The 1,074-nt window shown below is 72.4% G+C and carries 1 protein-coding gene; it reads right to left on the reverse strand.

The window, feature by feature from the left end; genetic code table 11:
• Positions 1 to 976 (reverse strand): IS481 family transposase (locus AC2A1K_RS35650; RefSeq protein ID WP_483901080.1); only part of this gene is annotated, 976 nt, incomplete at its 3' end.
• Positions 977 to 1,074: the final 98 nt, after the last annotated feature.

Here is a 1,074-nt window from a genome sequence, read left to right on the forward strand (position 1 = left end):
GCGCGGGCGGCAGCCGCAGCGGCAACAGCTCCTCGCCGGCCCGAGACTCGGAATGCTGGGACGGCCCGAACAGCTCGGCCGGGCAGGCCATGTCGAGGGCCTGGTGCGGGCGGGAGCAGTTGTAGTCGCTGACCCATGACTCGACCGCGGCTTGCGCGGCCAGCAGCGAGGAGAACGGGTTCGCCGTGTCGTGGTCGTCGAGTAGCTCGCGGCGCAAGCTCTGGTGGAACCGCTCCACCTTGCCCGTCGTGGTCGGCGACGCGGGCTGGGTGAGCCGGTGGGTGATGGCGTTGTCGCGGCAGATGCGGTCGAAGAGCACCTCCCCGCCCCGGCCGAAGCGGGCGGTGAACTGCTTGCCGTTGTCGGTGAGCACCTCCTCCGGCACGCCCCACCGCGCCAGCGCGTCGGCGAAGGCCAGACACACCGCCCGCCCGGTCGCCCGGGCGACGACGGCGGCGATGACGCAGAACCGGGAGTGGTCGTCGACCCCGGTCACCACCTTCGCCTCGACGGTGCCACCGGCGCCATCGTCAACCAGCACGCCACCGACGATGTCGAGCTGCCAGAGCGCCATCGGCGCCTCGCGCTGCCAACACCGGTAGTCCGAGCGCCGCCGGCGGCGGGGGCGAGGGTCGACCAGGCCGTGGCGCAGCAGCACCCGGTGCACCGTCGTCCGCGACGGCACCGGGAACACGCCCCGGCCGGCGAGTTCGTGGGCCAGCCTGCGCGCGCCCCAGCGAGGGTGCTCACGGCGCATCTCGCAGATCAACGCCTCCACCTCCACCGACGTCTGCCCCGGCGACGAGTCCGGGCGCCGTGACCCATCAACCAGCCCCGCGAGGCCGTCGTCGCGGTAGCGGCGCAGCCAGTTCTGCACGCTCTGACGCGACACCCCGAACGCGGCGGCGACCACGCCCGCGGTCTCACCAGACTGCACGGCCAACACCGCGCGATAGCGCTGCTCGACCACCGACATGTCCACCAGGGCCAATCCGGCCTCCCGCGCATCCCGCCAACGACGGGAGCACAACGAAGCCGATCACGGCCGGTGTCAAACATGTCCTGAGAACACGG

The sequence above is a fragment of the Actinomycetospora sp. 2LY8.5 genome (genome assembly GCF_057180585.1).